Here is a 25,409-nt window from a genome sequence, read left to right as displayed (position 1 = left end):
ATAGGAGCAGAAGACTCTATGTGACCATGAACGCCGGACGCATCCTGAGTATCCAGTCCCCGACTTGACGAGAGCATCCGGCCCGGCACCCCCGCGTGACCCATGGGGCGCGCGTGTTATTTACGGAGCCGTTATGCATACAAGAGATGCCGCCCAGTGACGGCTTACAGCAAACTCACGAAGATTGCCATCTTGCCCAAAATGAACGTGTTTCACACGGCGGGCCTCGAAGCGCCCACACTCCCGACCGTGGGCGCTAGGCACAAGAACGGCGCCGATCGCGTACATATCCCCCACGCTCAAAGCGCTTGCCTGCGCGGCCTAAACGTTGAATCGGAACTCCACGACGTCGCCGTCGGCCATGACGTAGTCCTTGCCTTCCATTCGGACCTTGCCCGCGGCCTTCGCCGCCGCCATCGACCCGGCTTCGACGAGATCGTCGTAGGAAACCACCTCGGCTTTGATGAAGCCCTTCTCGAAGTCGGTGTGGATAACGCCGGCCGCCTTGGGTGCGGTGTCGCCCTTGTGGATGGTCCAGGCGCGTGCCTCTTTGGGGCCGGCGGTCAGATAGGTCTGCAGCTTCAGGGTGTGGAAGCCCGCCCGCGCGAGGGCGTCGAGCCCGCGCTCGGTCTGCCCGATCGATTCCAGCAGCTCGGCCGCCGACTCGTCGTCGAGCTCCAGAAGCTCGGCCTCGATTTTGGCGTCGAGGAACACCGCATCGGCCGGGGCCACCAGTTCGCGCAACGCGGCCACGCGCGCCTCATCGGTGAGCACCGACTCGTCGGCGTTGAACACGTACAGGAACGGTTTGGTGGTCAGCAGGTTCAGTTCGCGCAGTATCGACCAGTCCTTGCCGGTGGAGAAGAGCGTCTTACCGGAATCCAGCACGTCCGACGCCGCCAGCGCGGCCTCGTGCACCGGCTTGCGCTCTTTGTTGTTGCGCGCTTCCTTCTCCAGCCGCGGCACGGCCTTCTCCAACGTCTGCATGTCGGCGAGGATCAGCTCGGTCTCGATGACCTCGATATCGGAGCGCGGGTCCACCTTGCCGTCGACGTGAACGACGTCGTCGTCGGCGAACACCCGGACCACCTGGCAAATCGCGTCGCATTCGCGGATGTTGGCCAGGAACTTGTTCCCGAGGCCCGCGCCTTCCGAGGCGCCTTTGACGATTCCGGCGATGTCGACGAACGTCACCGGCGCCGGCACGATCTTCTCGGAGCCGAAAATCTTGGCGAGCTCATCGAGCCGTGGATCCGGCAGCGGCACGACACCCTCGTTCGGCTCGATCGTCGCGAACGGGTAGTTGGCAGCCAGCACGTTGTTACGCGTCAAGGCGTTGAACAAGGTCGACTTACCGACATTCGGCAAACCGACGATTCCCAGGTTCAGGCTCACAGGGAACACAGTCTGCCAGAGTGTGACAGGCACGCCAGCGCGCGCTGGCAGCACGCCACCCGCGAGAGCCGGTACGGTCTACCTGTGTCAGGAGAGCGCGCAGAGTCGGAAGTGCCGGCTGACCTTCGCTCTGTACACCCCCGTTTTGCAGGCGTTCCGTGGTGGGGCGCTGTGCTGGTGGCCGTCACGGCTACCGCGATCGGGTTTGCTTTCGACGCGGGGTCAGGTAATCGAGAACTCAGTTCTGTGTTCGCGGTCTGCTACGCCTTGGGTTGCCTGTTGGCCGTCCTCGCGGTCCGGCAGGCAGGCGTGTTTACCGCAGTTATCCAGCCGCCGCTGATCTTGTTCGTTGCTGTGCCGGGGTCGTATTTCTTGTTCCACGGCGGGCAGCTCGGCGGCATGAAAGACCTGGCGATTAACTGCGGGTATCCGCTCATTGAACGTTTCCCGCTCATGTTGTTCACCTCTGCCGCGGTGTTGCTGATCGGGTTGGCCCGGTGGTATTTCGGCCTCGCGACCCGACGCCCGGCGGAGGCTGCGACGAGCCGCAGGGACACAAACCCGGCGGCACCCGCCGGGTTTGTGTCATCCATCACATCGAAATTCTCCGGGTTCGTTCTCCGCAAACCCGCGGCGCGGGCATCCGAGGACGATGATCCGACCGCCGATGCGCCACCACGCCGGCGTCCGAGCGACCGGCGTCGCAAGCCCGGCGCGGCCGATGCAGGCGCAGGCGCGCGGACAGGGCGCAGGCCGACGAAGCGGTCAACACCGCCGCGTTCACGTCCCAGCCGCCCGCTCGAGGGCGACCTCGACGACGTGGCTGCCGACCGCCCGCGGCGCCCCCGGACGCCACGCGCGACAGAGCCTCCCCTCGTGCCACCTGCGGAGCCGCGCCGCCGGGTGCGGACCCAGCCGCGCGAGCCACGTAAGCAGCCGCCTGGTGAGCGCCGCGGTGCGGGGTCGCATGACCGGCCGCAGCGCCGCCGCCGTTTCGACGACTACGAGCCGTTCGAGGATCCGTTCGAGTCGAGCTTCGAGCCCACGAACGGCCATCCCGGGCGTTCGACGCACCATCCGGTGTCGCGCGTGCGATACCGGGGCTCAGATGACGAAGACCACCGCGCGGAATTCCGGACGCGGCCGCGGCAGTCGTCGCGAGGCCGCCACTCGTGGGAGTACGACAGCTAAAGCAGCGAGAAACGCGTCAGGAGCGCGGCGGCCGGATCTCGCGCGGCAGCGCGAACACCAGCGTCTCGTTGGCAGTGGTCACGGGCTGCACGGTGTCGTAGCCGTAGTCGGCCAACCGCTCCAGTACACCGCGGACCAGGATCTCGGGCACCGAGGCACCGGAGGTGACGCCGATGGTCGTGACGCCGTCGAGCCAAGCCGGGTCGATGTCCTCGGCGTAGTCCACCAGATAGGCGGCATCCGAACCGGCGTTCAGCGCCACCTCGACAAGCCGCACCGAGTTCGACGAGTTGCGTGAACCCACGACGATGACGAGCTCGCACTCGGGCGCCATGGCCTTGACGGCCACCTGACGGTTCTGGGTCGCGTAGCAGATGTCGTCGCTCGGCGGGTCCTGCAGCGTCGGGAACTTCTCCCGTAGACGCCGGACGGTCTCCATCGTCTCGTCGACGCTCAGCGTGGTCTGGGACAGCCAGATCACCTTGTTCTCGTCGCGGATCCGCACCTGGTCGACCGCATCGGGACCGTCGACGAGCTGGACGTGGTCAGGCGCCTCGCCTGCCGTGCCGACGACTTCCTCGTGCCCCTCGTGGCCGATCAACAGGATGTCGTAGTCGTCACGCGCGAACCGCTTGGCCTCGTTGTGCACCTTGGTCACGAGCGGGCATGTCGCGTCGATGACTTTGAGGTCACGCTCGGCGGCCGTCTGGTGCACCGTCGGCGCCACACCGTGTGCCGAGAACACCACGATCGCGCCCACGGGCACCTCGTCGGTCTCGTCGACGAAGATCGCGCCCGCCTTGGCGAGGGTTTCCACGACGTGGCGGTTGTGCACGATTTCGTGCCGGACGTAAACGGGTGCGCCGTGCTTTTCCAGCGCTCGCTCCACTGTCTCAACCGCACGGTCGACGCCGGCGCAGTATCCGCGCGGCTCGGCGAGCAGGACGCGCTTGCCCACGGTTTCCGACCGGCCGCCGGACACAACCGAGCTGGCGGCACCCGGAATACCCATGTTGATCGTCGACGGCATGTCACCAGGGTACGGGGCCACGGTGCAATGCAGCCAGCCGTAGTCTGTTGGCCATGGGAACTGCACCGTATGGGGTCCGGCTGCTCGTGGGTGCAGCGGTGACCGCCTTGGAGGAAACTCGCAAGTTGCCCCAAACCATCCTGACCTACCCGATGACCGTGGCCAGCCAGGCGGCCAACATCGTGATGCATGTTCAGCAGAACCTCGCCGAGTTGGTGATCAAGGGCGACGAGACCCTGGAGCAGCTGTTTCCGCCCAAAGACGAGCAGGCGGCGTGGGCGACGTTCGACGAGGACATCGAGGACGACGAGTCCACGCCTGGCGACGGGCCGGACGGCGAGCGACGCACCGAGGGCCGGTTCGCGTTGTACAGCTCGGGGGAACCCGAATCCGCCGACACTGAGCCGAAGACCGCGACGGAACCGGGCGAGGCACCGGCGATCGTCGACGAGCTCGGATACGAGTCGCTCACGCTGGCGCAGCTCCGGGCCAGGCTGAGCTCCCTGCGCGTCGCCGACCTTGAGGCACTGCTGGCATTCGAGGAAGCCGGCCGGGCTCGCGCCCCGTTCGTGACGTTGCTCGCCAACAGGATCACGCGCGCGACCGCGAAGTGACCGAGCCGGGTCAGTCGCCGGAGAATCCCTGGCCGGTCCGGGCCGTCGCGACGCGCGTCGCCAAATGGATCGACCGGCTCGGCGTGGTCTGGGTCGAAGGTCAGCTGACCGAACTGAAAATCCGCCCGGAGTCCAAAACCGTGTTCATGGTTTTGCGGGATCCGGCCGCCGACATGTCGCTGACCTTGACGTGCCCGCGCGATCTGGTACGCAACGCCCCGGTAAAGCTGACCGAGGGCACCCAGGTGATCATCTGCGGCAAGCCGATGTTCTACACCGGCCGTGGCACATTCTCGTTGCGGGTCAACGAGATTCGCGCGGTCGGTATCGGAGAGCTGCTCGCCCGTATAGACCGGCTGCGCCGGCTGCTCGACGCCGAAGGGTTGTTCGACCAGCGACTCAAACGCCCGATCCCGTTCCTTCCCAGGACCATCGGGCTGATCACCGGCCGGGCCTCGGCCGCCGAACGCGACGTGACGACGGTTGCGGCGACCCGCTGGCCCGCCGTGCGGTTCGCGATCCGCAACACGGTCGTGCAGGGACCCAATGCGGTCCCGCAGCTCGTTGAGGCGTTGGCGGTCCTGGACTCTGATCCCGACGTCGACGTCATCGTCATCGCCCGTGGTGGCGGCAGTGTCGAAGACCTGCTGCCGTTCTCCGATGAGACGCTGTGCCGAGCCATATCCGCCTGCCGCACGCCGGTGGTCAGCGCGATCGGCCACGAACCCGACAACCCGGTGTGCGATCTGGTCGCCGACCTGCGGGCGGCGACACCGACCGACGCCGCCAAACGCATCGTTCCCGATGCGGCAGCCGAGCAGGCGCTGATCGCCGATCTGCACCGGCGCAGCGCCCGGGCCCTGCGCAACTGGGTGCATCGCGAGCAGCATCACCTCGATCAGTTGCGCAGCCGCCCCGTGCTGGCCCAGCCGCTGGCCACGCTGACCGCGCGCAGCGACGAGATCCATCGCGCCCGCGCCACCGCGCAGCGCGACATCACCCGGTTGATCAATGCCGAGCGCGAGACCATCGGCCACCTGTCGGCACGGCTGACCACACTCGGCCCGGCGGCGACGCTTGCTCGCGGCTACGCGGTGGTGCAGTCGCTGCCCCAGGACGGCGCCCCGACCGTGCTGCGTTCGGTGACGGACGCGCCGAGCGGCACGCGATTGCGGGTTCGGGTGTCGGACGGTGTGGTCACGGCGGTCAGCGAAGGCCAAGAGGAAAGCACCCCAGGGAGTTCAGCATGAAGCCTATTAGTGAATTGGGCTATGAAGATGCCCGCGACGAACTGATTGCCGTCGTGCAGCAACTGGAGCAGGGCGGGCTCGATCTGGATTCTTCGCTGAAGTTGTGGGAAAGAGGCGAAGAACTGGCTAAACGTTGCGAAGAGCATTTAGCCGGAGCCCGCGAGCGGGTGGAGCAGGCACTGGCCGCCAGAGAGTCGGAAGACGACTGATCCGACCGCACCAACCGGTATCGGCGGTCGAAACTGGAACGTGTTTCAGTTAAGCTGCCCGGCATGGGTGACTCATCGTTGACCACTGAGCTGGGCCGGGTGCTGGTCACGGGCGGTTCCGGCTTCGTCGGCGCCAACCTGGTGACCGAACTGCTGGATCGCGGCCATGCGGTGCGCTCGTTCGACAGGGCACCCTCACCCCTGCCCGACCACGCCGGCCTCGAGGTCATCACGGGCGACATCTGCGATCCGGAGACGGTCGCCGCCGCGGTCGAGGGAATCGACACCGTGTTCCACACCGCGGCGATCATCGATCTCATGGGCGGCGCATCGGTCACCGACGAGTACCGGCAGCGCAGCTTCGCGGTCAACGTCGGCGGCACCGAGAACCTCGTGCACGCCGCACAGAAGGCCGGAGTCAAGCGGTTCGTCTACACCGCGTCCAACAGCGTCGTGATGGGCGGTCAACACATCGTCGGCGGTGACGAAACCCTGCCCTACACCGACCGGTTCAACGATCTCTACACCGAAACCAAGGTGGTGGCCGAGAAGTTCGTGCTGGGCCAGAACGGCGTGAGCGACATGCTCACGTGCTCGATCCGGCCGAGCGGCATCTGGGGCCGCGGCGACCAGACGATGTTCCGCAAGGTGTTCGAGAGTGTGCTCGCCGGGCACGTCAAGGTCCTCGTCGGCCGCAAGAGCACACTGCTGGACAACTCATACGTACACAACCTGATTCACGGTTTCATCCTGGCCGCACAACATCTGGTGCCGGGTGGCACCGCACCGGGCCAGGCGTACTTCATCAACGACGGCGAACCGGTGAACATGTTCGAGTTCGCCCGTCCGGTCATCGAGGCATGCGGCCACAAACTGCCCCGCGTTCGGGTGCCGGGGCGGCTCGTCCATGCGGCCATGACCGGGTGGCAGCGGCTGCACTTCCGCTTCGGAATCCCTGAGCCACTGCTGGAACCCCTTGCGGTGGAACGGCTTTACCTCAACAACTATTTCTCGATCGCGAAGGCCAAGCGCGACCTCGGATACCGCCCGCTCTACACCACGCAGCAGGCGATCGACCACTGCCTGCCGTACTACATCGAGTTGTTCGACAAGATGCAGTCCCAGAACCAGCCGGTGCCCGCCTAGTTCACGGCAGCGCCGGCAACGGACTGAGTTCGCCTGTCGCACTGTTGATCAGGGCGGCATGGTCGAGCGTCACGCGCAGCGGCAGCACGTCCATCACCGTCGCCACCACCTGGGGCACCTGAGCCAAGGTGGCCCGCGGCGCGAGCGAACAATGGGGCAGCCACACTCCGGGCCGGTAATGCTTGTGCAGTTCGGCGCCGGTTGCCGTGACCGCGTCGACCACTCGTTCCTGTCGCGCAACGAAATCCGCGCTGACGCCGGCCACCAGCCAGACCCGACCGCGACGGAACAAACCGACGCCGTCGAAGCTCAACCGCACCGGCACGCCGCCGTCGATCGCCGCGAGCGCGTCCGCCACCGCGGTCTGATCCCAGCGGCGCAGCACCGCGTATGAGACATGCGGCACGTGCCTGCCGTGGGTGTGCGAGCACAGGCTTCCCACACCCTGCTGCTCGACTCGGCCCCAGAGCGCACGGATCGCGCGCTCCGAGCGCCGGTCGAACAGCAGACAGACCGCCAGCGCCACGTGTCAGCGGTACAGGTGCACCGGGTGGTGCGTACCCTGCTCGATGCGCGCCGAGGCGGCGTGGAGCAGTTCGGTGCCGAGTGCGATGAGCGCACGCGCCGCGGCGATCTCCTCACCGATCATCGGCAGGCTCGGGTCTCTCGGGTTGCGGTAGGCATCCCCTGTCGTGGCGAAGGATTCGTCGCCGCTCATGTGAGCGCGGGCCGATGCGTGGGTGTGGATGTCGTCCTCGGAGAACTCGATTTCGACGTGCCACTTGTTGGATAGATCTTTGTCATACATGCCGATCACCCTCCATCTTCAAGGGTGCACCGCAGGCTCGTCGGAGACAACCTCCGCGGGCGGGCCAACTTCCTCGATGTCCTTGCGATTGGTCTCGGGGCCGTAGGCCAGGGCCACCAGCGTGATGGCCGTCAGCACCCCGAGATAGACGATGATGACCCACCAGTGCCCGAACGCGGCGATCAGCGCCGTCGCGATGAGCGGCAGGAATCCGCCGGCGAGGACAGAACCGATCTCGCGGGCGAATGCGAATCCCGACAGCCGCGTGCGGGTGTCGAACAGTTCGGCGTAGTACGCGGCCTGGGGCGCCAGCATTGCCGGGTAGAGGATGCCGAGGCCGACGACGAAGCCGAGGATCAGCAGCGCCGGGCTGAGGGTTTCGAGCATCAGGAAGAACGGCACCAGCCAGAGCACGGATGCCAGGGCACCCGCCGCGTAGACCGGCCTGCGGCCGATCCGATCGCTGACGTGTGCCCACACCGGGATGGCACAGATCTGCACAGCCGACGCGATCACCACTGCCAGCAGCGTCGTGCTGCTCGGCACGCCGAGGGTGTTGACCGCGAAGCCGACCGCGAACACCGGGAACAGATAGGCGAAGCCGTTCTCGGCCAACCGGGAGCCGACCACCACCAGGAAGTTGCGCGGATTGCGCCGAATGGCTTCCAGCACCGGGATCTTCGTCTCCTCGGCCGCGCCGCGGGCTTCGGCCCGCACTGCGTTCTCGTACGCCTGGGTCTCGTCGATGTTGCGGCGGATGAAGTAGCCGACCACCAGCAGAACGGCGCCGAGCAGGAACGGTACGCGCCAGCCCCAACTGTGGAATGCCCCTTCCGGAAGCAGCGTCGCGAGTTGGAACACCCCGGTGGACAGCAGCGTGGCGATCGCGAAACCCGTTGGCGCCCAGGCTCCGGCCATGCCCCGGCGCTGCTGGTCGCCGTGTTCGACCGACAACACGACAGCTCCCGCGTACTCGCCGCCCGCACCGAAGCCCTGCAGCAACCTCAGCACGATCAGCAGTATGGGGGCGAGCACACCGATCGTGTCGTAGTTCGGCAGCACCCCGATCAGCGTGGTCGCCACGCCCATCAGCACGATGGTGAAGACCAGCATTCGCTTGCGCCCCACCCGGTCTCCCATGTTGCCCAGGACGATGCCGCCGAGCGGGCGGGCGAGGAATCCGACGGCGTAGGACGCGAACGCGGCCAGCGTGCCGACTGTCGGATTGACGTTAGGAAAGAACTGCGAGTTGAGCACGAGCGCCGCAGCCGTGCCGTAGATGAGGAAGTCGTACCACTCGAGCGTGGTTCCGACGAGCGCGGCGATACCGGCCTTGCGCGCCTGGTTGGGGGCTTGGGTCATGGGTGGCTCCTTCGCCGGGGAATTCAGTTGATCGGGCGGCGCAGTACCGCACCGCATTGGACCGGGCCGACGAGCGCGGCGTATTGGCCGAGCCAGCCGCGTTCTGGGTATTCGCCTGCTGCGCGCACCGGTTCACCGATGCGCACCGGGCTGCTGTCGATGCGGCGGCTGTCCAGGTCGATCGCGACGGTGTCGCCGTCTTCGAGTCCGGCCAGCGGTCCGCCGTCGGCGGCCTCGGGCATGACCTGACCGACCACCAGGCCGTGGTTGAGCCCCGAGAGTTCACCGTCGGTGACCACGGCTACGTGACCGCCGAGGCCTGCCCCGTTCAGCGCGGCGACGAAGCTCGCCGCGAACACCGTGCCCGGTCCGCCCCGCGGGCCCATCCCGCGCAGGACAATGACGTCACCCTTCTCGATACGGCCGTCGCCCAGTGCCGCGATCGCGTCGTCCTCGCCGACGAAAACCTTTGCCGGACCCGAGAATTGGCGCCGGGTGGCCTTACCGACACCGGCCACCTTGACGATCGACCCGTCCGGGGCGAGGGATCCGCGCAGGATGATCAGGCCGGGCTCGTCGTTGACGGGGTTGTCCAGCGTGCGCAGCACTTCGCCGTCGGCCTGGCGTGCGCGTTCGGCCCGCTGCGCGACGGTGCTGCCGTCGACCGTGAGCGCGTCGCCGTGCAGCCGGGGCAGCAACGTGCGCATGACGGTCTGGATGCCGCCGATCCCGTCGAGGTCCCAGACCTGGTGGCTACCGTTGGGCCGGATCGCGGCGAGTTGCACGGCATCGCCACCGTGCTTTTCGAAGAGCCCGACGACGTCGAGGTCGAGATCGGCCTCGGCGCAGATCGCGGCCAGGTGGCGGATGCAGTTGACCGACCCGCCGAGCGCGAGCGCCACCTCGATCGCATTCTCGACCGACTTCGCCGTGATGACCTGCCGCGCAGTCAGATTCTGTTCGACCATGCGCACGATGCGGTGGCCGGCCGCCGTCGCGTTCGCCAACATCCGCTCCGAGTTGGCCCGTACGGGGGCCGAACCCGCCACCGTCATGCCGAGCGCCTCGGCCAGGCAGTGCATGGTGTTGGCGGTGGCAAGACCGGCGCACACGCCCGGTCCTTGGATCGCACTGTCGGCGAGGTCGCCGAGTTCGTCAACGGTCATGGTGCCCGCGGCAAGTGCGCCGACGGATTCGTAGACCGTGTCGATGTCGACCGAACAGCCGCTCCAGGTGCCGCCGCGCTGGTACCCACCGATCACGACGATGGCGGGCAGGTCGAGGCGCGCCGCGGCCATGAGGTGCGCGGGGGTGGTCTTGTCGCATGAGGACAGGAACACGATGCCGTCGAGCACCGCACCTTCGACGGCGGCCTCCACGTCGTTGACGATCAGGTCGCGCGTTGGCATCAGGTAGCGCGCCTTGCGTCCGGCGCTCGTCACGAAATCGCTTGGCGCCGTGGTGCGTATCTCGAAGGGCAACCCGCCGGCCGCCCGCACCGCGTCTGCCACCCGCACGGCGACATCGTCGAGATGAGCGAAGCACACCGACAGCTTCGACGACGTGTTGACGATTGCGATCTTGGGCTTCTGCTGATCCGGCCAGTCGATGCCCATGGCACTCCACTGCGCGCGCCGCACGGCCCAGCGCGTGCTGCCCGGCGTGAAGTTGCTGCGCAATACTCCTGGCGCCGAGGCGCGTTCGAAGTTGTCGGTCACTGGGCTTCCTGCCTTTCGGGGGTATGCAGAGCGCTGCCGTTGGCGATCATCCGGGCTTGAATGTCGCGGGGTGCAAGGTCGCGGTAGGCCGTACCGCGGTCGAGTGACAACAAACTGGCCACCGCGGCGGCGTGGCCGTACTCGAAGCACTGGGCGGTCACGCGCGCGGACGCCAACGCCTGGTGCTCGGCGCTCAGGCAGCGACCCGCGACGATGATGTTCTCACCACGCTCGGGCACCAGCGTGCCGTACGGAACGTCGTAGTAGTCGTCGAGAAGCCAGTGCAGCTTGGGCTTTTCACCGTCATGCAGCTCGATGGGCCATGGCGACCGGCAGATGCTGTCGTTGCGTTTGACGCCGTTGACCACGTCGTCGTCGCTCAGTGTGTCGATCCCATCGATTGTGCGCGTCTGGCGGATGCCGGCTTCCACACCGGTGTCGACGACGAAGGCCTGCGCGCAGCCGGGCACCGTCTCAGCGAGGAACCGGGCATACTCGCGGACCTGGCTGCGTCCCCCGATCTCGGCGATCGTGAAATCCTCCGGGTCGATCACGTTGAGCATGCGGCCGTCCGGCGCGGTGAGCCGCGTCGCGTTCACCAGAAGCTCGCTGGGCCGGGTGGTGTCGAAGATCCAGATCTTGTTGCGCGGCAAGTCCATACCGGTTTCCCGGGCACGGGCGATGGCGTCGGAAACCCATTGCGGCGAAATGGTGTTGGGACCCCACGCCGCCCGGAAAGCCGCGCAGTCGACATTGCCGAGCCGGAAGAACATCGTCGGGTTCTGGATACGTCCGTCGGCGCCGAACCGGTATGCGCCCCCGCCGCGCGCCACGACGGCACCGTCACCGGAGGCGTCGATCACGCGCGCCGCGCGGATCAACCCGACCCCGGCGTTGGACGCGACGACCAGTCCCCGGTACGTCTCCCCCTCGGTCAGCACGTCGATGACATAGGTGTGGAACAGAATCCGGACGCGTGCGGCGGTGAGCAGGTCGTCGGCAACCTCGCACCAAACCAGCGGATCGTGGGCGGCGGTGAACGTCTTGCCGTAGGGCTGCGGCGCGGTGAGGCCGCCGCGCACACTCAACTCGCCGGCGAATCGCTCGGTGAAACCGTGAACTATCTGCTCAGGCCGCGCATTGTCATCCGCGGCCAGATACATGCCGCAGATGGTGCCCGACATACCGGCGACGGCGGCGCCTCCGGCGAACCCGTACTTCTCCACGACGACGACCGATGCGCCCGCCTCCGCGGCGACCGTTGCCGCGGCGACGCCGGCCGCACCCGCGCCGACGACCGCGATGTCCACATCGGCCACGACCGGAAGCCGATGCTCGTCGATCCCCGTCGCCAACCGCCATGCAACCGATATATTGGTCATATGTGGACCGTACATCCACCATCGCGATACTGTCTAGCCCACTGAAAGGGGGGACATGAGCGGGGAACCGCAGAACAAGAGCGATCAGGCGTTCGTCGCCATCGAGCGGATGATCGTGCTCGGCGACATCGCGCCGGGCAGCCTGGTCTCGGAGAAACAGCTGATGGAGCTCACCGGGCTCGGCCGGACACCCGTGCGAGAGGCACTGCAGCGACTGTCGCGCGAACGCCTCGTCGAGATCCACCCCAATCGCGGCGTGCTTGTTCCCGCGACCTCAATCGAAGCACAACTGAAACTGCTCGAGCTGCGGCGCATCCTCGAGCCGTTCGCCGTCCGCCTGGCCGCGTCGCGCGCGACCGATGACCAACGCCGCACGGCCCGCGAACTCGCCGATGACGTCATCAGCGGCAGTAAATCCGTCGGCGACTTCTCGATCTTCCTGCGAAGCGCGCACGCGCTCGTCGTGGCTGCGACGCACAACGAGTTCATCGACGCGGCGATGGCTCCCCTACAGGGGCTATCGCGACGGTTCTGGTTCGGTCATCTCGGCAACCCGGCCGACGACCTCGGCCGGGCCGCACAGTTACACCACGACATCCTCGCCGCGATCGCCGACGGCGATGCCGACACGGCTCACGCCGCGTCGATGGCGTTGAGCGACTACCTGTTCGAGTTCGCCTACGCAACACTGCCGGGCCGCGGCTGAACTCCGGCGTAACTATCGCGCGGCGCGCTGTCGAACCTCCGCGCGCCCATTCCGAACCGGCATAGGGTCGTAGGGGCACAGGTTTTTCCGATCGAGCGAGGGGCTTCGATATGCCGAACGGCAAACCCAACATCCTGGTGATCTGGGGCGACGACATCGGGATCAGCAATCTCAGTTGCTACAGCGACGGCCTCATGGGCTATCGCACTCCGAACATCGACCGCATCGCCGACGAGGGCATGCGGTTCACCGATTCCTACGGTGAGCAAAGCTGCACCGCGGGGCGCGCCGCATTCATCAGTGGACAAAGCGTGTACCGCACCGGCATGAGCAAAGTCGGGATACCAGGTGCCGATATCGGTTGGGCCGCCGAGGATCCCACGATCGCCGAGCTTCTCAAACCACTGGGCTATGCGACGGGCCAGTTCGGCAAGAATCACTTCGGCGATCTCAACAAGTACCTGCCGACCGTCCATGGCTTCGACGAGTTCTTCGGCAACCTCTACCACCTCAACGCGGAAGAGGAGCCGGAAAGTTACGACTACCCGCACGAAGATCGCTATCCGCGACTCTACAAGCTGGCCAAACCCCGTGGCGTGCTCAAATGCAAGGCCACCGATGAGGTGTCAACCGAACCCGACGACCCGAGATACGGTCCGGTCGGCAAACAGACCATCGAGGACACCGGGCCGCTGACCGCGAAGCGTATGGAGACCATCGACGACGACATCGCCGACGCCACGGTCGACTACATCAAACGTCAGCACGCCGAAGGCAATCCGTTCTTCGTGTGGTGCAACTTCACCCACATGCACCTCTACACCCACACCAAACCGGAGAGCCGCGGCCAAGCGGGGTTGTGGCAGTCGCCGTACCACGACACGATGATCGACCACGACCGCAACGTGGGCACCGTGCTCAACGTGCTCGACGAACTCGGCATCGCCGAGGACACGATCGTCGTCTACTCGACCGACAACGGCCCGCACCGCAACACCTGGCCCGATGCCGGTACGACGCCCTTCCGCAGCGAGAAAGACACCAACTGGGAAGGCGCCTTCCGCGTGCCCGAGTTGATCCGCTGGCCCGGGAAGATCCCGGCCGGCGCGGTTTCGAACGAAATCATTCAGCACCACGACTGGTTGCCGACGCTGTTGGCCGCCGCGGGCGACCCCGATATCAGCGAGAAGCTGAAGAAGGGGCACAAGATAGGCGACACCGAATACAAGGTGCACATCGACGGCTACAACCTGCTGCCCTACTTGACCGGCGAGGTCGACGAGAGCCCGCGCCGCGGCTTCTTCTATTTCTCCGATGACGGGGATCTCGTCGCCATGCGGTTCGAGAACTGGAAAATCGTCTTCGCCGAACAGCGTTGCCAAGGGACGCTGCGGATCTGGGCCGAACCGTTCACGCCGTTGCGAGTTCCGAAGCTGTTCAACCTGCGCACCGACCCATTCGAGTACGCCGACATCACGTCCAACACGTACTACGAGTGGTTGTTGCGGCACGACTATTTCGTCTTCTACGCCACCGCGATGGCGACGAAGTTCCTCGAAACGTTCGAAGAGTTCAAGCCGCGGCACGCTCCGGCGAGCTTCAGCATCGACCACGCGGTCGAGAAACTGCACGAGTTCCTGGCCAAGGACTGAGCCAGGTGTTTGGCCATACCGTGAATATCTCCTGAGAAACCTGTTTTATCCGGCACCGGTCCAGTGCGAGCGCATAGCGTTCGCACTGGACCTGTTTGTTGAACATGAAAGCGAGGCCGCGAGCACATGCCGAACGGAAAGCCCAACATCCTGGTCATCTGGGGTGACGACATCGGGATCAGCAACCTCAGCTGCTACAGCATGGGACTGATGGGTTATCAGACGCCAAACATCGACCGGCTCGCCAAAGAAGGCATGCTGTTCACCGATGCCTACGGTGAACAGAGCTGCACCGCCGGACGCGCATCGTTCATCACCGGGCAAAGCGTCTATCGCACCGGCTTGAGCAAAGTCGGGTTTCCCGGCGCCGATGTCGGTCTGCAAGCAGAGGATCCGACGATCGCCGAGTGCCTCAAACCCCTCGGTTACGCGACCGGCCAATTCGGCAAGAACCACCTCGGCGACCTCAACAAGTACCTGCCCACTGTGCATGGCTTCGACGAGTTCTTCGGCAATCTCTACCACCTCAACGTGGAAGAGGAGCCGGAGCTCCCAGACTATCCGACGAAAGAACAGTTCCCGGTGCTGGCGGAAATGCAACGCCCGCGAGGCGTGATCCGGTCCTGGGCCACCGACGAGGTGTCCACCGAACCGGATGACCCAAAGTACGGGCCGGTCGGCAAGCAACGGATCGAGGACACGGGTCCGCTGACCAAGAAGCGCATGGAGACTATCGACGATGAGACCACCGACGCCTGCGTCGATTTCATCAGGCGCCAGGTGGATGCGGACACGCCGTTCTTCGTGTGGATGAACACCACGCACATGCATCTGCGGACCCATACGAAACCCGAATCGGTTGGCCAGGCAGGTGTTTGGCAATCTCCATACCACGACACGATGATCGACCACGACCGTCATGTCGGTAAGTTGCTGGACTTGGTCGACGAGTTGGGCATCGCCGAGGACACCATCGTCATCTACTCGACCGACAACGGCCCGCACGCCAACACCTGGCCCGACGGTGCGACGACACCGTTCCGCAGTGAGAAGAACACCAACTGGGAGGGTGCCTTCCGGATCCCGGAACTGATCCGCTGGCCCGGAAAGATCAAGCCGGGCACCATTTCCAACGACATCATCCAGCATCATGACTGGTTCCCGACCTTCCTAGCCGCCGCAGGTGAACCGGACATCGTCGAAAAGCTCAAGGCAGGTCACACGGTGGGCGACAAGACATACAAGGTCCACCTGGACGCGTTCAACCTGCTCCCCTATCTCACCGGCGAGGTCGACGAGAGCCCACGGAGAGGCTTCATCTACTTCTCCGATGATTGTGACGTCCTCGGATTCCGGTTCCACAACTGGAAAGTGGTGTTTCAGGAGCAGCGCTGCGAGGGCCGGTTGCAGATCTGGATGGAACCGTTCACACCCCTGCGCGCACCCAAGATCTTCAACCTGCGCACCGACCCGTTCGAGCAGGCCGACATCACGTCGAACACCTACTTCGACTGGTGGCTCGATCACGACTACATCGCGTTCTACGGCAGCGCTATCGTGACGCAGTTCCTGGAGACGTTCAAGGAGTTCCCGCCGCGCCAGACCGCGGCATCGTTCACGATCAACCACGCGGTCGAAAAGCTGCATGCGTTTCTGGCGGCCGACTAGATGCTGCAGTCATGGAATGACGGGCCCGCGAAGTCGGCGATCACCGACTTCGTGCGGCGCGTCACCACCGAAGGTCCCGATTATGTCGCGCCGGAAGGCCGGGTCGCGGTGTTCGACAACGACGGCACACTGTGGGTCGAGAAACCGGCATACATCCAGCTCGACTTCCTGGTGCGCCGGCTCGCCGAGCAGGCCGCGGGCGATCCGGAACTCGCAGCCCGGCAGCCGTATCAAGCCGCTGCCGCCGGAGATCTCGCGTGGTTCGGCGATGCTGTCACCAAGCACTACAACGGCGACGATTCCGGACTGAAAGTCCTTGCCGGCGGCATCCTTTCGGCCTACGCCGGCCTACCTGTCGAAGAGCACGCCGAGCGGGTGCGGGCGTTCTTCGCCGACGCACAGCACCCGACGCTGGGTCGCCCGTACACCGAATGCGGTTACGCGCCAATGGTCGAATTGCTCCGCTACTTCGAGGCCAACGGGTTCACCAACTACATCGCCTCGGGCGGTGGCCGAGATTTCATGCGCCCGGTGACCACACAGATGTACGGCATCCCACCCGAGCGCGTCATCGGCACCTCGGTGGGGCTGGATTTCGTCGACGGACATCTCCTGACGACCAACAAGCCGGAATTCCTCGATGACGGGCCGGTCAAACCCGTGCGCATCTGGGGACGGACAGGGCGTCGCCCGATCTTCGCGGCGGGCAATTCCAACGGAGACATCGAGATGCTGCAGTACGCCACATCGGGCGGCGGCCCCGCGCTTGGCATGCTGGTGCTGCACGACGACGCCGAACGCGAATTCGATTACGTCGCAGGGGCGGAGAAGTCGCTGGAGGTGGCGAAAGCCAGCGGATGGACGGTGGCCAGTATCCGAGACGATTGGACGACGGTCTTTGCCTGAGCTTTTCGCACCGACTCAGCGCATGACGGCTGACGATTTGGTCTGGATCCCACCGCAGGCCGCGATATTGGGATCCGACGGGCACTACCCCGAAGAGGCACCGGCCCGTGAGGTCGTCACAGACGGCTTCTGGATCCAGCGTCATCAGGTGACCAACGCCGACTATGCCGAGTTCGTTGCGGCGACGGGCTATGTCACGGTCGCCGAGCGTCCCGTGGACCCCGCTGATTTCCCCGGTGCCCCCCCGGAAAATCTGGTGCCGGGCTCCATGGTGTTCCGGCGCACGGCGGGCCCGGTAGATCTGCGCCATATCAACCTGTGGTGGGCCTGGACGCCCGGTGCGTGCTGGAATCATCCGCGCGGGCCGCGGTCCTCACTGAAGGGCCGCGACGATCACCCGGTGGTGCACCTCGCTTACGAGGACGCCGAGGCTTACGCACGCTGGGCGGGGTTGGACCTGCCGACTGAGGCGGAGTGGGAAACCGCCGCCCGCGGTGGGATATCCGCTGCGGCATACACGTGGGGCGACGAGCCCGAGCAACCCGGGCAGCAGTTGGCCAACTACTGGCACGGCGAGTTTCCGTATCTGCCTGAAACCGGTTACGGGACAACGAAGCCCGTCGGTAGTTTTGAGGCCAACGGCTATGGCCTGTTCGACATGGCAGGCAACGTGTGGGAGTGGACCACCGACTTCTACACCGGAGACCATTCCGCCGGATCCTGCTGCGCGGCAGACAGTTACGATCCGAACCAGCCGCAGTTCAAGATACCCCGCCGGGTGATCAAGGGTGGATCCTTCCTGTGCGCCGACAGCTACTGCATGCGCTACCGCCCAGCCGCCCGGCGACCGCAGATGGTCGATACCGGCATGAGCCACATCGGTTTTCGCTGCGTCAAGCGGCCTAGCTGAACGCCGGGGCCACGAACCGCCGCAGCATCTCCTGCTCGGTCGCCTCATCGGCGCCGGGCCAGACCAGTAACGACAGCACCAGTCGCACGATCCATGCGGCGGCGACCGGATCGTCCTCGGCCAGCCCGGTCAGCTCCGTCGCGAATCCCGCGGGCACCCGCGACTGGCCGAGACCGGCAATGCCACCTCCACTGCGCAGTGAGCCGAGCAGCAGATCGAACATCGGATCGCTGCGGATGCGGCGGAGCGCGACGGTGACCGCTGTGACGACACGTCGCGCCCCGGACAGGCCGTCGACCCCGCGCCGTACCTCATCGACAATCTGTGCCGCCAGCCGGGAAAGTACGGCATCCCGGATCTGTGCCTTGCCGCCGGCGTGGCGGTAGATCGTCGCGCGCGAGCAGTGCACCCGCGCCGCGATGGCGTCGATGTCGAGGGCATCTAGACCTTCTCGCGCCGCCAGCTCGGCCGCGGCGGAGTAGATGCGTTCGGCCGCCTGCGCACGACGATCACCGATCAGCCAGTCCTCCCGCTGTGGAGACATATCATCACGTTATCTCAGGATTGAGACGGATCAGCCACCAATCTCACGAGTTCCGCTGGTCAACAGCGCCGGCTGAGACGACCATCGGCGGCCGCGCCGACCAGGTCGTCTCGACTTGCCAGCACCCCGTTGACCTTGCCCTGTGCAGGCCGTCAACCTGGGCTGATGCTGTTAGCGCAGGACATCTTCAGCCCGAACTGCCTCCAAGACCCCTACCCCCTCTACGACCGGCTGCGGGCCGAGGCGCCGGTGCAGCAGGTGGGCATTTCGCCGTTCTACCTGGTGACGTCATTCGACGCGGTGACCCAGGCGACTGCGCGGGTGCAGCATTTCTCGTCCAATCTCACCGCCACGATGTGGCATCAACCCGACAGCCCGGACGGCGCTGTGACCACGTTCCCGATGGACGGCCCGGGCGGCCCCACCCACGTGCTGGCCACCGCCGACGATCCGGCACATGCCGCGCACCGCAAACTCGTGTTGCCCCGCCTGGCGGCCAAGCGCATCCGCGCCCTGGAGCCGTTCATCGCCGCGACCACCGAGAGCCTGCTGACGGAAGCGAGCGGTGACCTTGACTGGATGGCGACGGTGGCCGACCGCCTGCCGATGCTCGTGGTCGCGCATTTGATGGGGTTGCCGACGGCTGACGTCGACCGCTTGGTGGGCTGGGCGTATGGGGCAACGCAGCTACTCGACGGACTCGTCGACGCCGACCAACTCACCGCGGCCGGTGTCGCCGCCACCGAACTCGGCGGGTACCTCGTCGAGCAGTTCGACCGCGCTCAGACAGACCCGTGCGACAACCTACTCGGGGACTTCGCCTCATACTGCGCCGCGGAGAGGGTCCCAGCCGACAAGGCGTTGTTCATGCTGATCCAACTGGTGAGTGCGGGTGCGGAATCGACCGCGTCGCTGATCGGCAGTGCTGCGCGCGAACTCGCGCACCGGCCCACTCTGGCGCAACGGCTGCGCGACGTGCCCGGGCTGATACCGGCGTTTCTGGAAGAGGTGCTGCGGCTCGAGTCGCCGTTTCGCGGCCACTATCGGCATGTCTCGGTCGACACCGAGCTGGGAGGTGTTGCACTGCAGGCAGATTCACATCTACTGCTGCTGTGGGGTGCGGCCAATCGAGACCCCGCCGCGTTCGACGATCCGCACGAGTTTCGGCTGGACCGCGTGAATGCCAAGAGTCACTTGGCATTTGGCAAAGGCGCGCACTTCTGCGTCGGCGCCGCACTGGCCCGACTCGAAGCCCGCGTCGTCATCTCACAATTGCTGGCGCTCAGCAGCGACATCCAACCGGCCGGGCGCGCCGAATGGCTGCCCAGCCTGCTGGTGCGGCGTTTGCGTCAGCTACCGCTGAGTGTGCGGTGAACTCAGGCCGGCTGCGCCTCGAGGACGAGGCTGTCGTCGTCGACGAATACCAGGCCACCGTCGTCGAGGTTCACGGCCCACCGTCGCGCCGGTCCGACGATGCGTTCCCCGGCGATCTCGACCGCGGTCCCCGCGAGGTCGGCAAAATCCTCGACAACAGTGCCGTGCAATTCCTCATCGCTGCCCGGGTAGACGACCACCCGAGTATCCACAGCTATGTCACCGGCAACTTCACCAGACTCGTCACCGTTAACCCCCACGGCTACGTCTTCTGACATTTCGCACCTCCCCAATTGCTGACGCGTGCAACCGAGTACACCACACGCGCCTGCAATCGGCTCGTTTTCGTTGATTCCAACAGCCACACAATGCATAAGCGTCAGGCAAATTTCCAAATCGGAATATGAACGTGCGTCAGGCAAAGTCGTCACACCGAACGTGGGCGTGAGATTCCAGTCACACTCACCTCATGCATTCCGCCATCGGCGAATGCTTTTGAGGCAACGCCAAGACGATTCGCCCACTACGTGCTGTAGCAGTACAAGCGAATCGGGTTGATTGCTGAGAACTCTGAAGCGAACCGCTGGCCGATTCGGCACAGAAATCGGCCGCCCGGACGGTGACACACACCACAGTGTCGTTGGCTAGTGTTGCAACACGTTCTAAGCGAGGAGGGCAGTGAGTAAGCCGAAGCCGGACGCCGTACTGGTCACTGGAGCTTTCGGGCTGGTCGGTTCGATGGTCGTCAAGACGCTCGCAGCCGCCGGCCGGCGCGTCGTCGCGACCGACCTCGACGTGCCCGCCAACCGCAAGGCTGCCGCCGACCTGCCGGCCGGTGTCGAGGTGCGGTGGGCTGACCTGACCGACGCCGCCGCGGTCGACGCGTTGGTCGCCGCGGTCTCCCCCGCCGCGATCATTCACCTCGCGGCGATCATCCCGCCGTTCTGCTACATGCGCCGCGGCCTGGCCCGCAAGGTCAACGTCGACGCGACCGCCTCGCTGCTGCGCGCCGCGCAGGCCCAGCCGCAACCGCCCCGCTTCGTGCAGGCCTCCAGCGTCGCGGTCTACGGCGCCCGCAACCCGCATCGCATCAGCGACGTCCTCACACCCGAGACCCCGGTCAATCCGTCGGACATCTACGGCGCACACAAGGTCGAAGCCGAGGGGCTGGTCCGGGCATCTGAGCTCGACTGGCTGATCCTGCGGCTCGGCGGGGTGATGAGCTCGCAGTTCAGCGTCGACATGGATGTCGACCTCATCTCGTTCGAAAGCGTGCTGCCCGCCGACGGACGGCTGCAGACGGTCGACGTGCGTGACGTCGCGGCGGCGTTCATGGCGGCCACCACGGTCGAAACCACCCGCGAGGTGCTGTTGATCGGCGGTGACGCCGCAACGCACCGCCACACTCAGTCGGTTGTCGGGTCGCAGGCGGCTGCCGCCATGGGGATCAGCGGCGGGCTGCCGATCGGCCGGCCCGGCAATCCGGACGACGACGCCGCATGGTTCGCCACCGATTGGATGGACACCACCCGCTCACAGGAAGTGCTCGGGTTCCAGCACCACTCCTGGCCTCAACTGCTTGCCGACACCAGGGCGAACGCGGGTTGGAAGCGCTACCCGATCGGGCTGGCCGCACCGCTGATCCGCGGATTCCTGCGGTCCAAGTCCGCCTACAAGGACTACCCGGGGCACTACGCAGACGTGTGGAACGCCATCGACAAGAAGTGGGGCGACCACCGCGACGACGAGCGCTCGCGCGAGGAGCAGGAATGACGGACGGGAGCCAGGCATGAGCACACAGCGCGTCGCGGTGGTCATCGGCGCGGCGTCGGGCATCGGGTGGGCCAGCGCGCAGGCGCTCGCGGCCGAGGGCTGCCGCGTCGTCGTGGCCGACCGCAACACCGAGGGCGCGGCCGAGCGTGCCGCCGGGCTCGGCCCATCCCACTCCAGCAGCTACGTCGACGTCACCGACGAGAACTCGGTGCAACAGCTGTTCGGCAAGGTAGGTGCCGTCGATGTCGTGGTCAACTGCGCCGGGTTCAGCAACGTCGGCCTCATCACCGACATGCCGGTCGACCAGTTCCGCGCGGTCATCGACGTATGCCTGACCGGTGGCTTCATCGTTGCCAAGCACGCAGGCGCGCATCTGTCCGAAGGCGGTGTGCTGGTCTCCATCTCGTCGCTCAACGGGCGACAGCCCGCGGCGGGCATGAGCGCCTACTGCGCCGCGAAGGCCGGGCTGTCGATGCTGACCCAGGTGGCTGCCCTCGAGATGGGGCCGCGGGGCATCCGCGTCAACGCGATCGCCCCGGGTTTCGTGCACACGCCGCTGACCGAGCCCGCCGCGATGGTTCCCGGTGTCGTCGAGGAGTACGTCGAGAACACCGCGCTGGGCCGCGCCGGAACTCCGGAGGACATCGCTGCCGCGGTGGTGTTCGTGTGCTCGCCGCAGGCGTCGTGGATGACCGGCGAGGTGCTCGACCTCAACGGCGGCGCCCACCTCAAGCGCTACCCGGACGTGCTCGGCCACGTCATGAAGCTGGCCCAGTGAACCACTTCGCCGGCAAACAGGCGATCGTGACCGGTGCCGGGTCGGGGATCGGTGCTGCCCTGTGCCGAGCGCTCGACGGCGCCGGTGCGCAGGTGCTGTGCACCGATATCGACGGGGAGGCCGCCGCCCGCACCGCCGACGCGATCGGGGCCCGATCCGCACGCCTCGATGTCACCGACGCCGCAGCCGTGCAGGCCGCCGTCGACGATGTGGTCGAGCGCACCGGCCGGCTCGATCTGATGTTCAACAACGCCGGCATCGTGTGGGGCGGCGACACCGAGTTGCTGACGCTCGATCAGTGGAACGCCATCATCGACGTCAACGTGCGCGGCGTCGTGCACGGTGTCGCGGCGGCGTATCCAGCCATGATCCGCCAGGGCCACGGCCACATCGTCAACACCGCATCGATGGCCGGGCTGGCAGCGGCGGGCCAGCTCACGAGCTACGTGATGACCAAACACGCCGTCGTTGGGCTGTCGCTGGCGTTGCGCTCGGAGGCCGCCGCCCACGGCGTCGGCGTGCTGGCGGTGTGCCCGGCCGCCGTCGAGACACCGATTCTCGACAAGGGCGCGATCGGTGGCTTCGTCGGCCGCGATTACTTCCTGCAGGGCCAGGGCGTCAAAACCGCTTACGACGCCGACCGGCTCGCCGCCGACACCCTCCGCGCGATCGAGCGCAACAAGGCGATCCTCGTCAAACCCCGTCGCGCACACGCTTCATGGGTGTTCGCACGGCTGGCTCCGGGCCTCATGCAGCGGTTGTCGATGCGGTTCGTCGCCACCCAACGGGCCGGCCAGGCACGCGTCTGACCCGACCTCGGCTCCGCCCCGTCCCCACTGTCACGCCAGAGTGGCGCTGAATGCCGAGCGTCACGCCAGAGTGACGCTAAGGTCAGCGCAGCAAGGGAAGGGGCCTATGGACAGCCAGTTCACCGTCAGCCAGAAGCGCGCGCTGGCGGTCGTCACCGTGCTCGCGCTGCTGCTCGGCGCATACTTCCTGCGCACCTTCTTCATCCTCATCGTGATGGCCGCGGTCGGCGCGTACCTGTTCTCGCCGCTGTACCAACGGTTTCGGCGCAGGTTCGGCACCGGCATCTCGGCCACGCTGACCGTGCTCGCGGCGCTGCTCATGGTCATCATCCCGGTGTCGCTGATCGTCTTCCTCGCGATCGTGCAGATTTCGCAGATGGTCAACGCCGTGAGCGCCTGGGTCGCCGAAACCGACCTCAGCACGCTCGGGGACCGCACCCTCGAACTGGTCAATTCGCTCGCCGCCCGCGTGCCGTTCCTCGACATCCACGTCACGCCGGAATCGTTGCGCGGCACCATCGTCACGGTGTCGCAGCGCGTCGGCGAATGGCTGCTCGGTGTCCTGCAGGGCGCGGTGGGCGGCATCGTCGGCGCGCTGACCGCGGCGGTCATCTTCCTGTACGTCTTCATCTCGTTGCTGGTCAACAAGGACGGGGTCGCGACCCTGATCCGCCGGCTCAACCCGCTCGGCGAGGAGATCACCGACCTGTACCTCGCGAAAACCGGCGCGATGGTCAAGGGCACGGTCAAGGGCCAGTTCGTGATCGCGCTGTGTCAGGGTGTCGCGGGCGCGGTCTCGATCTACATCGGCGGCTTCCATGACGGGTTCTTCATCTTCGCGATCCTGCTGACCGCACTGTCGGTCATCCCGCTCGGCGGCGGCATCCTCTCGATCCCGTTCGGCATCGGAATGATGTTCTTCGGCAACATCATCGGCGGCATCTTCGTGGTGGCCTGGCACCTGCTGGTGGTCACCAACATCGACAACGTGCTGCGGCCCATCCTGGTACCGAAGGCCGCGCGGCTGGATTCCGCACTGATGTTGCTGTCGGTGTTCGCCGGTATCGCGATGTTCGGATTCTTCGGTCTGGTGATCGGCCCAGTGCTGATGATCATCATCGTGACCACTGTCAGCGTCTATCTGGCGGTGTTCAAAGGTGTCGAACTCGAGGCACCCGAGCCGGACAAACCCCGCAAGCGGTTGCGGTGGTTCTTCAAACGCAAGACCGAGCCTGCTGCCGAGAGCGAGCCTGAACCCGACGAGGAGAAGCCCGAACCGACTACCCCGCCAGTCGTTCCGTGAGGAATTCGACGACGCGTTTGCGTGCCTCGTAGGCGGGGTGGCCGTCGACCTCGCGAACCTGATCGGTCAGCACCGAATGAGCCGACGGCAGGATGCCGTGCTCGTTGCCCTTCACGGAATTGATCTCGATGACCTCGAACGCGTCGCCGAGCCGGGCCTTGAGTGTCGTGAACCGCTCTCCGGGCGCCATCCAGTCCTGGCTGAACCGCAGGCCGAGCGCGCACAGGCCGTCGTTGGCGGCCCGCTGCTCGACGATCTTGAGCTCCGCTTCCGACAAACCCGGGTCGCGTTTGTGCTTGAGCGTCAACGGAAGCGGCAGTGACGGCTGGCTGAGCACCGGGGCAAGCACGCTGTCGTCGACGGCAGCGGCGAGCGCGAACCCACCGGTGAAGCACTGACCGATCACGCCGACGCCCTTGCCGGGTGTGCTCGCGTTGAGATCACGTGCGAGCGCCCGCAGGTAGTGCGCGACGGGCCGGTCTGCGTTGGTCGCGAACGCCGCGAATTCTTTTGACACGCAACCTTTGAGCAACACCGGCATCATCCCGGGCCGCAACGCGGGGGCGCCGGGTGTGCCGAACAGCGACGGCGCGGCGACGGTGAACCCGTTGTCGACGAGGTGGTTGCCGAGTGCCAGCACGCCCGGGTGCAGGCCGGGCATCTCGGGGATGAGCACCACACCCGGGCCCTCGCCCTTGCGGTACACGTCATGGGTCTGGCCGGCCGCGGTGAACGGCGCGGCGGTCCAACCGGTGAGATCTGCTTCCGGAGCCGCCCCGGCGGCGACGTCGGGCTTGCGAGCGGTCATCACTCATCCTTCTGGGCCAACGTGAAGAAGATCGCGAGATTTTCGACGATTCTCGCGATCTTCTTCACGTTGG

Annotated in this window: 25 protein-coding genes; 15 read left to right on the top strand and 10 right to left on the bottom strand. The window is 66.0% G+C overall.

Annotated elements, in window-relative coordinates; genetic code table 11:
• Positions 1 to 321 precede the first annotated feature (321 nt).
• On the bottom strand, positions 322 to 1,395 hold the full coding sequence (gene ychF, locus ACRCUN_RS07185) for a redox-regulated ATPase YchF (protein WP_462140937.1): 1,074 nt from the start codon (positions 1,393 to 1,395) through the stop codon (positions 322 to 324).
• Between the two features lie 84 nt (positions 1,396 to 1,479).
• Between ychF and ACRCUN_RS07180 the strand changes: the two genes are divergently transcribed.
• Positions 1,480 to 2,586, top strand: a complete 1,107-nt coding sequence (locus ACRCUN_RS07180; protein WP_462140936.1) for a DUF6542 domain-containing protein — start codon at positions 1,480 to 1,482, stop codon at positions 2,584 to 2,586.
• Positions 2,587 to 2,602: 16 nt separating this feature from the next.
• Here the strand turns inward: ACRCUN_RS07180 and ACRCUN_RS07175 are convergent, their stop codons facing one another.
• Complete coding sequence (locus ACRCUN_RS07175; RefSeq protein ID WP_462140935.1) at positions 2,603 to 3,616, bottom strand: 4-hydroxy-3-methylbut-2-enyl diphosphate reductase; 1,014 nt, start codon at positions 3,614 to 3,616, stop codon at positions 2,603 to 2,605.
• 53 nt (positions 3,617 to 3,669) lie between these two features.
• On the opposite strand from ACRCUN_RS07175, the gene ACRCUN_RS07170 reads away from it, so the two are divergent.
• From ACRCUN_RS07170 to ACRCUN_RS07155, 4 genes are all read left to right on the top strand, one after another.
• Positions 3,670 to 4,230, top strand: a complete 561-nt coding sequence (locus ACRCUN_RS07170; protein WP_462140934.1) for a lipid droplet-associated protein — start codon at positions 3,670 to 3,672, stop codon at positions 4,228 to 4,230.
• A complete protein-coding gene (gene xseA / locus ACRCUN_RS07165; protein WP_462140933.1) occupies positions 4,227 to 5,480 on the top strand; it encodes an exodeoxyribonuclease VII large subunit in 1,254 nt (417 codons plus the stop codon). The genes ACRCUN_RS07170 and xseA overlap by 4 nt, the downstream gene beginning before the upstream one ends.
• Complete coding sequence (locus ACRCUN_RS07160) at positions 5,477 to 5,689, top strand: exodeoxyribonuclease VII small subunit (RefSeq protein WP_462140932.1); 213 nt, start codon at positions 5,477 to 5,479, stop codon at positions 5,687 to 5,689. The genes xseA and ACRCUN_RS07160 overlap by 4 nt, the downstream gene beginning before the upstream one ends.
• A 63-nt stretch (positions 5,690 to 5,752) precedes the next feature.
• Positions 5,753 to 6,835: a 3-beta-hydroxysteroid dehydrogenase gene (locus tag ACRCUN_RS07155; protein WP_462140931.1), complete on the top strand. Its 1,083-nt coding sequence runs from the start codon at positions 5,753 to 5,755 to the stop codon at positions 6,833 to 6,835.
• 1 nt (position 6,836) lies between these two features.
• Here the strand turns inward: ACRCUN_RS07155 and ACRCUN_RS07150 are convergent, their stop codons facing one another.
• The 5 genes from ACRCUN_RS07150 to ACRCUN_RS07130 are packed head-to-tail and all read right to left on the bottom strand — an operon-like array spanning position 6,837 to position 12,105.
• Positions 6,837 to 7,361, bottom strand: coding sequence for a 2'-5' RNA ligase family protein (locus ACRCUN_RS07150; RefSeq protein WP_462140930.1), 525 nt, complete (start codon positions 7,359 to 7,361; stop codon positions 6,837 to 6,839).
• A 3-nt stretch (positions 7,362 to 7,364) separates the two neighbouring features.
• A complete protein-coding gene (locus ACRCUN_RS07145; protein ID WP_462140929.1) occupies positions 7,365 to 7,643 on the bottom strand; it encodes a dsRBD fold-containing protein in 279 nt (92 codons plus the stop codon).
• Between the two features lie 18 nt (positions 7,644 to 7,661).
• Positions 7,662 to 9,005 carry an MFS transporter gene (locus ACRCUN_RS07140; protein ID WP_462140928.1) on the bottom strand — a complete coding sequence of 448 codons (1,344 nt, stop codon included), beginning with the start codon at positions 9,003 to 9,005 and terminating at the stop codon, positions 7,662 to 7,664.
• A gap of 23 nt (positions 9,006 to 9,028) precedes the next feature.
• Positions 9,029 to 10,723: a dihydroxy-acid dehydratase gene (ilvD, locus tag ACRCUN_RS07135; protein WP_462140927.1), complete on the bottom strand. Its 1,695-nt coding sequence runs from the start codon at positions 10,721 to 10,723 to the stop codon at positions 9,029 to 9,031.
• On the bottom strand, positions 10,720 to 12,105 hold the full coding sequence (locus tag ACRCUN_RS07130) for an FAD-dependent oxidoreductase (RefSeq protein WP_462140926.1): 1,386 nt from the start codon (positions 12,103 to 12,105) through the stop codon (positions 10,720 to 10,722). Before ACRCUN_RS07130 ends, ilvD begins: the two co-directional genes overlap by 4 nt.
• Positions 12,106 to 12,160: 55 nt before the next feature.
• Between ACRCUN_RS07130 and ACRCUN_RS07125 the strand changes: the two genes are divergently transcribed.
• The 5 genes from ACRCUN_RS07125 to ACRCUN_RS07105 all read left to right on the top strand — a co-directional run bounded on the left by ACRCUN_RS07125 (position 12,161) and on the right by ACRCUN_RS07105 (position 17,947).
• Positions 12,161 to 12,811: a GntR family transcriptional regulator gene (locus tag ACRCUN_RS07125; protein ID WP_462140925.1), complete on the top strand. Its 651-nt coding sequence runs from the start codon at positions 12,161 to 12,163 to the stop codon at positions 12,809 to 12,811.
• A 110-nt stretch (positions 12,812 to 12,921) separates the two neighbouring features.
• Positions 12,922 to 14,463, top strand: a complete 1,542-nt coding sequence (locus tag ACRCUN_RS07120) for an arylsulfatase (protein ID WP_462140924.1) — start codon at positions 12,922 to 12,924, stop codon at positions 14,461 to 14,463.
• A 126-nt stretch (positions 14,464 to 14,589) separates the two neighbouring features.
• Positions 14,590 to 16,131, top strand: coding sequence for an arylsulfatase (locus ACRCUN_RS07115; protein ID WP_462140923.1), 1,542 nt, complete (start codon positions 14,590 to 14,592; stop codon positions 16,129 to 16,131).
• Positions 16,132 to 17,037 (top strand): HAD family hydrolase, encoded by a 906-nt coding sequence (locus ACRCUN_RS07110; RefSeq protein WP_462140922.1) that lies wholly within the window; start codon positions 16,132 to 16,134, stop codon positions 17,035 to 17,037.
• A 22-nt stretch (positions 17,038 to 17,059) separates the two neighbouring features.
• A complete protein-coding gene (locus tag ACRCUN_RS07105) occupies positions 17,060 to 17,947 on the top strand; it encodes a formylglycine-generating enzyme family protein (RefSeq protein ID WP_462140921.1) in 888 nt (295 codons plus the stop codon).
• Here the strand turns inward: ACRCUN_RS07105 and ACRCUN_RS07100 are convergent.
• Positions 17,940 to 18,491, bottom strand: coding sequence for a TetR/AcrR family transcriptional regulator (locus ACRCUN_RS07100; RefSeq protein ID WP_462140920.1), 552 nt, complete (start codon positions 18,489 to 18,491; stop codon positions 17,940 to 17,942). The genes ACRCUN_RS07105 and ACRCUN_RS07100 overlap by 8 nt on opposite strands.
• A 165-nt stretch (positions 18,492 to 18,656) precedes the next feature.
• Between ACRCUN_RS07100 and ACRCUN_RS07095 the strand changes: the two genes are divergently transcribed.
• Positions 18,657 to 19,865, top strand: coding sequence for a cytochrome P450 (locus tag ACRCUN_RS07095; protein WP_462140919.1), 1,209 nt, complete (start codon positions 18,657 to 18,659; stop codon positions 19,863 to 19,865).
• Between the two features lie 2 nt (positions 19,866 to 19,867).
• On the opposite strand, the gene ACRCUN_RS07090 is transcribed toward ACRCUN_RS07095, so the two are convergent.
• Positions 19,868 to 20,143, bottom strand: a complete 276-nt coding sequence (locus ACRCUN_RS07090) for a hypothetical protein (RefSeq protein ID WP_462140918.1) — start codon at positions 20,141 to 20,143, stop codon at positions 19,868 to 19,870.
• A gap of 400 nt (positions 20,144 to 20,543) precedes the next feature.
• On the opposite strand from ACRCUN_RS07090, the gene ACRCUN_RS07085 reads away from it, so the two are divergent.
• From ACRCUN_RS07085 to ACRCUN_RS07070, 4 genes are all read left to right on the top strand, one after another.
• Positions 20,544 to 21,638, top strand: coding sequence for a cholesterol dehydrogenase/isomerase (locus ACRCUN_RS07085; RefSeq protein WP_462140917.1), 1,095 nt, complete (start codon positions 20,544 to 20,546; stop codon positions 21,636 to 21,638).
• A 16-nt stretch (positions 21,639 to 21,654) separates the two neighbouring features.
• Positions 21,655 to 22,416: an SDR family NAD(P)-dependent oxidoreductase gene (locus ACRCUN_RS07080; RefSeq protein WP_462140916.1), complete on the top strand. Its 762-nt coding sequence runs from the start codon at positions 21,655 to 21,657 to the stop codon at positions 22,414 to 22,416.
• Positions 22,413 to 23,225: an SDR family NAD(P)-dependent oxidoreductase gene (locus ACRCUN_RS07075; protein ID WP_462140915.1), complete on the top strand. Its 813-nt coding sequence runs from the start codon at positions 22,413 to 22,415 to the stop codon at positions 23,223 to 23,225. Before ACRCUN_RS07080 ends, ACRCUN_RS07075 begins: the two co-directional genes overlap by 4 nt.
• Positions 23,226 to 23,331: 106 nt before the next feature.
• A complete protein-coding gene (locus ACRCUN_RS07070) occupies positions 23,332 to 24,528 on the top strand; it encodes an AI-2E family transporter (protein WP_462140914.1) in 1,197 nt (398 codons plus the stop codon).
• Here ACRCUN_RS07070 and ACRCUN_RS07065 read toward each other — a convergent pair.
• Positions 24,506 to 25,336 (bottom strand): dienelactone hydrolase family protein, encoded by an 831-nt coding sequence (locus ACRCUN_RS07065; protein ID WP_462140913.1) that lies wholly within the window; start codon positions 25,334 to 25,336, stop codon positions 24,506 to 24,508. The two genes, ACRCUN_RS07070 and ACRCUN_RS07065, sit on opposite strands and share 23 nt — an antisense overlap.
• Positions 25,337 to 25,409 lie beyond the last annotated feature (73 nt).

This window comes from Mycobacterium venezuelense, from assembly GCF_054919535.1.
The sequence above is the reverse complement of the archived record's forward strand: the minus strand, read 5'-3'. Positions and strand labels throughout refer to the sequence as shown.

Excerpts from the sequence above, each read along its gene's own strand:
- ACRCUN_RS07175 (WP_462140935.1), bottom strand. The coding sequence starts at position 3,616 with ATGCCGTCGACGATCAACATGGGTATTCCGGGTGCCGCCAGCTCGGTT.
- ACRCUN_RS07170 (WP_462140934.1), top strand. The coding sequence starts at position 3,670 with ATGGGAACTGCACCGTATGGGGTCCGGCTGCTCGTGGGTGCAGCGGTG.
- ACRCUN_RS07160 (WP_462140932.1), top strand. The coding sequence starts at position 5,477 with ATGAAGCCTATTAGTGAATTGGGCTATGAAGATGCCCGCGACGAACTG.
- ACRCUN_RS07155 (WP_462140931.1), top strand. The coding sequence starts at position 5,753 with ATGGGTGACTCATCGTTGACCACTGAGCTGGGCCGGGTGCTGGTCACG.
- ACRCUN_RS07145 (WP_462140929.1), bottom strand. The coding sequence starts at position 7,643 with ATGTATGACAAAGATCTATCCAACAAGTGGCACGTCGAAATCGAGTTC.
- ACRCUN_RS07140 (WP_462140928.1), bottom strand. The coding sequence starts at position 9,005 with ATGACCCAAGCCCCCAACCAGGCGCGCAAGGCCGGTATCGCCGCGCTC.
- ACRCUN_RS07130 (WP_462140926.1), bottom strand. The coding sequence starts at position 12,105 with ATGACCAATATATCGGTTGCATGGCGGTTGGCGACGGGGATCGACGAG.
- ACRCUN_RS07125 (WP_462140925.1), top strand. The coding sequence starts at position 12,161 with ATGAGCGGGGAACCGCAGAACAAGAGCGATCAGGCGTTCGTCGCCATC.
- ACRCUN_RS07120 (WP_462140924.1), top strand. The coding sequence starts at position 12,922 with ATGCCGAACGGCAAACCCAACATCCTGGTGATCTGGGGCGACGACATC.
- ACRCUN_RS07115 (WP_462140923.1), top strand. The coding sequence starts at position 14,590 with ATGCCGAACGGAAAGCCCAACATCCTGGTCATCTGGGGTGACGACATC.
- ACRCUN_RS07110 (WP_462140922.1), top strand. The coding sequence starts at position 16,132 with ATGCTGCAGTCATGGAATGACGGGCCCGCGAAGTCGGCGATCACCGAC.
- ACRCUN_RS07105 (WP_462140921.1), top strand. The coding sequence starts at position 17,060 with ATGACGGCTGACGATTTGGTCTGGATCCCACCGCAGGCCGCGATATTG.
- ACRCUN_RS07100 (WP_462140920.1), bottom strand. The coding sequence starts at position 18,491 with ATGTCTCCACAGCGGGAGGACTGGCTGATCGGTGATCGTCGTGCGCAG.
- ACRCUN_RS07095 (WP_462140919.1), top strand. The coding sequence starts at position 18,657 with ATGCTGTTAGCGCAGGACATCTTCAGCCCGAACTGCCTCCAAGACCCC.
- ACRCUN_RS07090 (WP_462140918.1), bottom strand. The coding sequence starts at position 20,143 with ATGTCAGAAGACGTAGCCGTGGGGGTTAACGGTGACGAGTCTGGTGAA.
- ACRCUN_RS07080 (WP_462140916.1), top strand. The coding sequence starts at position 21,655 with ATGAGCACACAGCGCGTCGCGGTGGTCATCGGCGCGGCGTCGGGCATC.
- ACRCUN_RS07070 (WP_462140914.1), top strand. The coding sequence starts at position 23,332 with ATGGACAGCCAGTTCACCGTCAGCCAGAAGCGCGCGCTGGCGGTCGTC.
- ACRCUN_RS07065 (WP_462140913.1), bottom strand. The coding sequence starts at position 25,336 with ATGACCGCTCGCAAGCCCGACGTCGCCGCCGGGGCGGCTCCGGAAGCA.